This is a genomic window from uncultured Bifidobacterium sp., assembly GCF_959020145.1.
In the GTDB taxonomy this organism is placed as follows: domain Bacteria; phylum Actinomycetota; class Actinomycetes; order Actinomycetales; family Bifidobacteriaceae; genus Bifidobacterium.
In genome coordinates this window covers 1-8,418 of the sequence record NZ_CAUEQY010000044.1, presented here as the reverse complement: position 1 = coordinate 8,418, position 8,418 = coordinate 1, and the positions used below count along the sequence as shown (strand labels likewise).

Annotated in this window: 5 protein-coding genes and 2 pseudogenes; all 7 read right to left on the bottom strand. The window is 59.2% G+C overall.

Translation table 11 applies throughout. The features are described from left to right. Positions 1-134, bottom strand: a pseudogene (locus Q5H33_RS07590) (L-ribulose-5-phosphate 4-epimerase); the annotation flags it as partial. A 43-nt stretch (positions 135-177) separates the two neighbouring features. Further along, positions 178-1,815 carry a xylulokinase gene (locus Q5H33_RS07585; RefSeq protein WP_004223353.1) on the bottom strand — a complete coding sequence of 546 codons (1,638 nt, stop codon included), beginning with the start codon at positions 1,813-1,815 and terminating at the stop codon, positions 178-180. Between the two features lie 257 nt (positions 1,816-2,072). Next, the gene (locus Q5H33_RS07580; protein WP_022245566.1) at positions 2,073-3,191 is read right to left on the bottom strand and encodes a LacI family DNA-binding transcriptional regulator; all 1,119 of its coding nucleotides are present in this window, start codon (positions 3,189-3,191) and stop codon (positions 2,073-2,075) included. Positions 3,192-3,267: 76 nt separating this feature from the next. Then, complete coding sequence (locus Q5H33_RS07575; protein ID WP_004223345.1) at positions 3,268-4,740, bottom strand: Maf family protein; 1,473 nt, start codon at positions 4,738-4,740, stop codon at positions 3,268-3,270. Next, positions 4,737-5,741, bottom strand: coding sequence for a homoserine kinase (thrB, locus tag Q5H33_RS07570; RefSeq protein WP_004223341.1), 1,005 nt, complete (start codon positions 5,739-5,741; stop codon positions 4,737-4,739). The genes Q5H33_RS07575 and thrB overlap by 4 nt, the downstream gene beginning before the upstream one ends. A gap of 197 nt (positions 5,742-5,938) precedes the next feature. Then, the gene (locus Q5H33_RS07565) at positions 5,939-7,255 is read right to left on the bottom strand and encodes a homoserine dehydrogenase (protein WP_022245567.1); all 1,317 of its coding nucleotides are present in this window, start codon (positions 7,253-7,255) and stop codon (positions 5,939-5,941) included. Between the two features lie 203 nt (positions 7,256-7,458). After that, a pseudogene (locus tag Q5H33_RS07560) lies at positions 7,459-8,418 on the bottom strand (diaminopimelate decarboxylase); the annotation flags it as partial.

Below are 8,418 nucleotides of genomic sequence, written 5' to 3'. Positions count from 1 at the left end.
CGCTGCGACACGTTGCCAGCCGTCCACACCACCAGGTTCCACTTGATCAGCTGCTCGTGCAAGGTCGCCACGACCTCGCGCACCTGCTTGACCTCGGCACGAACCTCAGGACCATAATCAGCCAAAGTAGCCATAATCATTTCCTTTCAAATTGAAATAAGTTTTTAAAATATTTATTTACTTGGTTTCCAGCGGAATGCTTTCGATTGCAACATGCTCAATCGGCAGTCCCTTGCGGAAGCGATCGAAGAATTCCTCGAATCCCGCGACATCGCCTTCATCCGGATTTTCCGTGGTCGAAGCGGCATCGGCGAACACGCGAGCGTCAAGGAATTCGTCGAGCGGCTGGTCGGCGTGCCACAGGTAATCGGCAAGCACGGCCATGCCCCATGCGCCGCCTTCGGCAGCGGTGGACATTACCTTGATCGGCGTATCGAATGCGGCTGCGAGAATCTTCTGGGCGACCTTCGGGGTGGTGAAGATGCCACCGTGGCCGACGAGGGAGTCAACGGCAACGCCTTCGTCCTTGGTCATCACATCCATGCCGATCTTCACCGGGGAGAATGCGCTGAACAGCTGGGCGCGCATGAAGTTGCCGAGGCTCATGCGGGCTTCCGGACCGCGCGCGAACAGCGGGCGGCCTTCGGGCAGTCCTGCGAGGAATTCGCCGGAGCGGAACGGGTAGTTGATGAGTCCGCCGCAGTTGGAGTCAACGTCGTCTGCAATAGCCGCGCGGAACAGCGTGCCATACAGGGTGCCGGCGTCGACCGGAGTGCCGATTGCAGCTGCGAACTGTCCGAACAGACCAACCCATGCGTTGAGGTCGGAGGTGAAGTTGTTGGCGTGGCTCATGCCTGCGAGATCGCCTGCCGGAGTGGTGACGAGGTCCACTTCCGGGTGCAGGCGTTCCAGCTTGCGTTCGAGTACAACCATGGCGAAGATGGAGGTGCCGGCGGAAACGTTGCCGGTGCGCACGCGTACGGAGTTGGTGGCCACCATACCGGTGCCAGCATCGCCCTCCGGCGGAGCGAATGTGATTCCCGGCTGCAGCGTGCCTGTCGGATCGAGCAGCTTGGCGCCCTCTTCGGTCAGCGTGCCCGCAGGAGTGCCTGCAACCAGCGGTTCCGGCAGCAGGTCGGCAAGCTTCCACGGCTGGGCTGCGACTTCCGGAATCGCATTGAACTTCTCAATGAATTCGGTTTCGTAGGTGTGCGTGGTAGGGTCGATCGGGAACATGCCGGATGCGTCGCCAACGCCGAGCACCTTCTTGCCGGTGAGCTTCCAGTGCACGTAGCCGGCGAGGGTGGTGAAGAAATCGACCTTGCCGATGTGCTCTTCGTTGTTGAGCACGGCCTGGTACAGGTGTGCGATGGACCAGCGTTCCGGAATGTTGTACTGGAACAGTTCGGAAAGCTTCTCGTGCGCTTCGGAAGTGTTGGTGTTCTGCCAGGTGCGGAACGGCACCAGCAGTTCGCCATCTTTGCCGAAGGCGAGGTAGCCGTGCATCATGGCGGAGAAGCCGATGCGTCCCACGCGGGTGAGCTTTTCGCCGTAAGCGTTTTCGACATCTTCGGCGAGCGCCGCGTATGCGGTCTGCAGCCCGGTCCAGATTTCTTCCTGCGAATAGCTCCACAGGCCGTCTTCCAAGTGGCTGGCCCAGCCGTAGTCGCCGGCTGCGATGGTGGTGTACGTGTCGTCGATGAGCACGGCCTTGATTCGGGTGGAGCCGAATTCGATGCCCAGACTCGTCTTGCCAGCGCGGATTTTCTCGGCGGTCAGCGCGATGCGATCGTCAAGTCCCTGCTCTTGCGCCATAGTTTCAAACTCCTTGCATCCGAGCGCCTCACAACCACATTGTCGACGGAATGTTAGCGCTCACTGTTAACGCTCACTATTCTAAACAGAAAGTGGCGACTATACAAGTTCGACGTGTCACGCAATCGTCAACGTACTACCGGCAGATCGTCAGCCGATTTTCTTGATATACCGGCATTACGAAATCCGGCAATCGCAGCACATGCGGCAAAAAGAGATACGAGAATCACAAGAAATACAAAAATCGCAGGAAATATTCAGCGACGGCTGGCGGTGCCCAAAGAAGTGCGGCCGATCACCTTCGCGGGAATCAGGCCGACGCCATGCTGCGACGAGGCGAACGAATTCTCATCGCCCTCCCCCAGCAAAAACAGCGTCTCACGCATGGCGGCAACGCCAAGCTGTTCAAAATCCGGGCGAACCGTGGCCAGCGGCGGGTACATGTTGTCCATGGCGGGCATGTCGTCGAAACCGACCAAGCTCACATCCTGCGGAATACGCATGCCATGTTCATGCAGCGCACGAGACACACCAACCGCCTGGCTGTCGTTCGCACACACCATGCACGTCGGCAGATTTCCGCCGGTACGACCGATGTTTTCGAGAATATGGTTCATCTTGCCATACGCTTCGGTCGATTCCCAGGTTTCGCATTGCACGGTGACGGAACTCACCGCATTGGCCGCGCACAGCTTATTCCACGCCATCAAACGCGTGGCGGCGTCACGCCATTCCTTCGGACCTGCGAAATAAAGCACGGAACGATGCCCATGCTCGACCACCAAATGCATCACGTCGGCCATGGCCGACCATTGGTCCACTCCCACTACGGATACTCGGCGACGGTCGGCCGGTTTCATCAAGCGCAAACCATCCTGCACGCTGATGCTGCCGTGCGTGGAGGTGACGATGACGCGCGGCTGCGTGATCTGCGCACGGCAGGCGGCGGAAAACATAACATCCGTCGGCGTGAGGAAAATGAACGCGTCCACGTTCATCTCATCGAACGTTGAGCACAATTCGTCGAATTCCGTCTGCGAGCAGAGCGCCTCGTGCACCATGCTCACCGACATGAACAGTCCATGCTGCCTCGCCATCGCCTCAATCGAGGAAATCGCGGAAATCGGACCATAAAAGCGTTGCCCGCCCGCAACCAAGCCGATGGTGCGGGAGCGATGCGAAGCGAGGGCACGCGCGGAATTGCTGGGACGGTATCCAAGCGCGTCGATGGCTTTCTGTACTTTTTCGCGGGTGGCATCAGACACGTCGGGGGAATGATTGATGACGCGCGACACCGTTTGATGGCTGACACCAGCCATTTTCGCCACTTCGAACATCGAGGGGCGTTTGTTTGCCGCATTGCGCTTGCCTGCCATGCTCCGTCGCCTTCCGCACACTACCGTTGTTACTTTCGACTATTCTACACGCAACTTCGGTTAGCGCTAACAGACGCTATTTTTCAGCCATTTGAGCGAGTCGCGCAGCGAAATTCGGCCAGTCGGTACGCATGGCGGTCAACAGTTTACGATTGGGGACTTCCTCAATCGGCACCCATTCGATTTCCATGCTTTCGTCGTCGTTGGCCTTCGGCTCCACGCGGTGCCCCGGCTTTTCGAAAGCGAACACGGTGGTGTAGGCCCACGGTCCGTGGTCTTCGCAGTATGATCCGACCACGTCGATATCTTCCGGCGTGATGTTGGCTTCCTCGTACGATTCGCGCAGCGCGCCCTCGATCGGGCTTTCACCGTCGGCGGTGGCACCTCCTGGAATGCCCCATGTGCCACCTTCCGCGCTCCACACCGCGCGATGTTGCATGACAACGTGCGTCACTTCGCCGGTCTGTTCGCTTCGGCGGGCCAAGAGCACGCCGGACGCGCCGTTCGTGCCCCAATGCTTGCGGCCGCAATCGCAATCAATCCAACCATCACCCGGCTGATGCACGTTTTCCTTGGGAGGAAGCGGCTTCGCGGCACCGGTTCGCGAATCGTGTTCGACGTTCGGTTCTTGATCGGCTCGCGTCACATTCCACAGATCAGTCCATTCCACGCCGAGCTCGGCGGCCAAACGGCGCGCCAGCGGAAGGCTCAGGCCGATAATGCCGTGCGGATCGCCTTCGATGGAGTCGATGAATGCTCCGCCGAAGCCCTCAAGCGTGAAGGAACCAGCCACTTCCAACGGTTCTCCGGTGGCGATGTACCGTTCGATATCGGTGTCGGAATATTCGCAGAAGTGCAGCGTTGCCCTGCTCGCGCCTCGCGCGATACGCCCGGTGGCGAAGTCGATCAGGCAATGGCCCGTCCACAATTCACCGGTGGCGCCACGCATGGCACGCAGTCGTTCCCGAGCCACCTCAGCGCTATGCGGCTTGCCGTAACATTCGCCGTCAAGCAGGAACATGGAATCGCAGCCAAGAATCAGCGGACCGACTTTCGCACGGGTCAGGCTCGGCTTGCCATCAACGAAATCAGCAATCGATTCGGTGATCGTAGGAATGGTGACTCCCGAAAAATCGCGGGTCTTCACATCGGAGGCGGACTGCACTTCGTCCGCACGCAACGTAACACGATGATGTTCTAAAGATGCGGAATCCCCAGTATTTTCAGCATTATCCGAATGTTCGGAAGATTCGGCAACGGCTTTCAGCGGAAATCCGACCACACGATCGCCGTGCGCCGCCGCAGCGGTGGCGGCAACGTTCCGATACGCCTGATGTACGGCTTCGGCTTTGGCCGTAGCGAGAATCATCACCCGCTGTTCCACGCTCAGATCGCTTACGGCAACGCCCATGGCGGCCGCCTCACGTTCGAGCGCCGCCGGCTCGTCCACGTTCGATACGCGAATCGTGGGGCAAATGCCCGCCGAGAAAAGCACGTCACGGCGAGGCTTGGATTTGGAAGCGAGAATCAGCGGAATGGAGTTGTTCATGCGCGTTCCACCTGCACACCCTTGGTGTCGACGCCCAAATGCAGCACACGCCAATGACCGGAAGCGAGCTCTTCGGAAGCAAGCTGTCCCAGCTGTTCGCGAGCGTCGCCATGATGCAGCACGAGCACGCATGGGCCGGCGCCGGAAACCATGGAAGCGAAACCATGGGAACGCAGCTTTTCGATCAGCGTCCACGACGGTTCCATCAAAGGAGCGCGATACGGCTGATGCAGACGATCCTGCGTGGCGGCGAACAGCAACGCGTTGACGTCCTGACGCTGACCAGTCGCCAGCATCGCAGGATTCATGGCGGCCGGCAGCAGGCTCACGCGAGACACATTGTGCACGGCATCCTTGAACGCCAGCTGGCCCGGCAGCGCCTGGCGTGCCTTTTCGGTGGACAGCTCATAATCCGGCACGAACACGGCGGCGGTCAGATCGTCGGCAACGCGATAGTTGATGGTATGGAAGCCCTTATGCAGCGGTTCGCCGCCCGGAATCGGCACGGAACCGACACCTTCGGGGGTTTCCATGTCCCAAGACATGGTGAGCCCGCCGTACACGGCCGGAGCCACGTTGTCCGGATGGCCTTCGATGGCCGCAGCAAGCTCAAACACGGCATCACGGTTGAGTTCGTCGTCCTGCGCGAAGGCGGCCGCGGCTGCGATGCCCGCCACAATGGCCTCTGCGGAAGAGCCCATGCCTCGTGCCTGAGGAATGTTGTTGTGAGCCTGAAGAATGAAGCCCACACGGCCCAGACCAAAGGTCTGGCATGCGCGGCGGAACGTGGAAACCACCAAGTGGGTTTCGTCACGCGGGAGAGTATCGGCGCCTTCGCCTTCGATCATCACCTGAGCCGCAGTGTTCACCGGATCGGCGCTCAGCGTGAATTCAAGTTCGTCGTGGTAGTCCAGAGCAAGTCCGACCGTATCAAAGCCAGAACCAAGATTGGCGCTGGTAGCCGGAACACGCACACGCACTTTACGAGTAACTGGAGTCATATCTCGTCGTCCTTCGTCACATCTTCTTTACAAATGTAGCACCGTATACCCGAAAGGGTACAAGAGTCAAATTCAAGCCCATAATCAGCGGGCGATTGAGTAAACAATCGGCAAGCAATTGCCCAACACAGCAGCCGGAATATGAATAAAGAGACGGCCGCCCAATCGCAACGATTTGAGCAGCCGTCTCATAACTGTTAGTTGAGCACGCGAAGGATGGAAGGCTCGCCAACCACGCAGTCGAGTGCACACACGTCTTTCACGGTTTCACGCAGGGTAAGCTCGTCGGTCATGTGCGTGACAAGGCGCAGCTGCTGCAGTTCGCCGTCGTAGCCCGGATCCTTCAGCGTGGGCTTGAGATCCTGGTTCACACCATTGATGGACACGCCATGTTCGGCGAACTTGGCCGCAATGGCCGCAAGTACGCCCGGATTGTCGTGAATCACGAAACGCACCGCGAACTCGGCCTTGGAAGCCTCGATCGGAGCCTTCTTCAAATCCTTATACAACGGAATGGTCGGGCCAGTGCAGCCCTGTGCGATGTGACGCGCCTCGGTCACCACATCGCCGACCACCGCAGAAGCGGTCGGAGCGCCGCCAGCGCCACGACCATAGAACATCAGATCGTCAGCCGCTTCGGCCTTCACAAACACCGCGTTAAAGGAACCATGCACGGAAGCCAGCGGATGCTCGTTGGAAATCAGCGCCGGATACACGCGGGCAGACACACCGGCCTCGCCATTCTCCACCACGGCCAGCAGCTTGATGACCTTGTTTTCGGCGGTTGCGGCAGCAATATCGTCGGCGGTGATCTTGGTGATGCCCTCAACGGACACATCATCGATGGTCACGTTGGTGTGGAAGCCGAGCGTGGCCATGATGGCCGCCTTGTTGGCCGCATCGTAGCCTTCGATGTCCCCGGTCGGATCCGCTTCGGCGTATCCCTTGGCCTGAGCGTCCTTCAGCACGTCGTCGAAATCAAGACCCTTGGTGGTCATTTCGTCGAGAATGTAGTTCGTGGTGCCGTTGACGATGCCGAGCATGCTCGTCACCTTGTCTCCGACGAGGGATTCACGCAGTGGCTTGAGGAACGGAATAGCACCGCCCACGGAAGCCTCGAAGTAGATATCGACGCCCTTGGCTTCGGCGGCGGCATAGATTTCTGGACCATACTTGGCCAACAGCGCCTTGTTGGCGGTAACCACGGAAGCGCCGGATTCGATGGCCGCAAGCACGAACTTGCGGGCCACGCCGGTTCCACCGATCAGTTCGACCACAATGTCAGCATTGGTGGCCACGCTCATGGTGTCGGTGGTCACCACGGACTTGTCGATCCACGGGAACGGGTCGGTTTCCGACGGATCAAGGCAGGCAACGCCGGTCAGTTCGATCGGTCGTCCGATGCGTGCGGCGAGCTCATCCTTCTGCTCCACCAGCAGGCGTGCGGTCTGAGAGCCGACCGTGCCCGCGCCCAACAATCCAACGCGAATCGGCGCAACATCTTCCTGTACCAAGGCATCCTCCCTTGAATGTGAAGTATTGGTGTAACCCTGCCTATTGTACGGTCCCGATATGACGTAAGACCGCGAAATCATACGAAAATGGACGGTTTCCGAGCTTTGCCCCGAAAACCGCCCATACTGCATCCACGCTGCATCCGTAATTTGAGACGAATCGCCATGAACAATACGAAACACGAGCGAAACGCCACGAATCGCTATTCGCTCACATCCCAATCCAGCAGATCATCGACCGTCTGACGGCGAATCATCACATGCGCGTCTTGCTCGGATACGGCAACAACCGCAGGAATCAGCGCCTGATTGTAGTTGCTGGCCATCGTGCGACCGTATGCACCCGTAACAGGCACCGCCAGCACGTCACCACGCTGAATATCGGCAGGAAGACGCACCTCGTTGACGATGATATCGCCCGATTCGCAGTGCATGCCGACCACACGGCACAGCTTGGTTTCGCTGGAACCCTCACGATTGGCGATTCTCGCAGTGTAATCCGATCCATACAATGCCGGACGAATATTGTCGCTCATGCCGCCGTCGACAGACACGTACACGCGTTCCGTAACCGGATTGCCAGCCTTGTCTTTCGCGGTTCCGGCAAGCTGCACCGGCTTGACCGTGCCCACACGATACAGGGTGACGCCGGTCGGGGCGACCGTCCAACGGCCCGGCTCGAACGAGATGACCGGAGCGGGCATGCCGAGCGCACGGTTCACGGTGGTGACCGCATCGGCAAGGCGGGCAAGTTCCGTATCGAGATCCATGGAATCCTCGCCATCGGTGTAGGCCACGGAATAGCCGCCGCCCAAGTCGACCTCCGGCAGGGTGTATGCGTCGGTGGCGTAGAAGGTCTTGCGCAGCAGCATCATGCGCTTCGCGGCCTGGATAAAGGCGTCCGCATCGTGAATGTTCGATCCGATATGCGAATGCACGCCGACCAGTTCGAGCACGTCCTGATGGCGGTAGATCTCCTTCAATACGGCGAGCGCGGGGCCATCAGCCACCATGGTCATGGCTTCGGCGAGTTTGCGGTCGCCTTCGGAAACCTTCTCGTGGCTCATGTCGTACGGGTATTTGATGTCGTACTGCAGCTGGCGTTCTGCGCTTTCGCCTAGGCGTGCGTTCGACCCTGCGGGGGTCACGTCAGCCAAATCGTC

Coding starts and splice junctions, on each gene's coding strand:
- Q5H33_RS07585 (WP_004223353.1), bottom strand. CDS start 1,815: ATGGCGCAAGAGCAGGGACTTGACGATCGCATCGCGCTGACCGCCGAG.
- Q5H33_RS07575 (WP_004223345.1), bottom strand. CDS start 4,740: ATGAACAACTCCATTCCGCTGATTCTCGCTTCCAAATCCAAGCCTCGC.
- Q5H33_RS07580 (WP_022245566.1), bottom strand. CDS start 3,191: ATGGCAGGCAAGCGCAATGCGGCAAACAAACGCCCCTCGATGTTCGAA.
- thrB (WP_004223341.1), bottom strand. CDS start 5,741: ATGACTCCAGTTACTCGTAAAGTGCGTGTGCGTGTTCCGGCTACCAGC.